The 252-nt window shown below is 48.4% G+C and carries 1 protein-coding gene; it reads right to left on the reverse strand.

Annotated elements, in window-relative coordinates; genetic code table 11:
- Nucleotides 1-252, reverse strand: a 252-nt coding sequence (locus R0K30_RS22785) for an AMP-binding protein (RefSeq protein WP_410613216.1), incomplete at both ends; no start/stop codon positions are given.

A 252-nucleotide genomic window follows, 5' to 3' on the forward strand; every position in this document is an offset into this window, starting at 1 on the left:
GTTGCCTCAGTCGGTCCGTACAAGTTGATGATTTGAGCCTGGCTCACCGACGTGATGATGCGTTTGAAGCCTGCGACATGTACAGGCTTCAAAGCCTCCCCGCTTGCAAACACATGTCTTAATGACGCTAATTTTTGTTTCAACATCCCGCTTGGCTTCTGATCCATGGATTCCAGGAAGGCATGCAGCATCGCCGGTACAAAATGCATTGTGCTGACGCCTTTTTGTGCAATTGTATCTAAAATCAGCTCG

The organism is Bacillus sp. SIMBA_154 (assembly GCF_046536015.1).
GTDB lineage: Bacteria > Bacillota > Bacilli > Bacillales > Bacillaceae > Bacillus > Bacillus pumilus_P.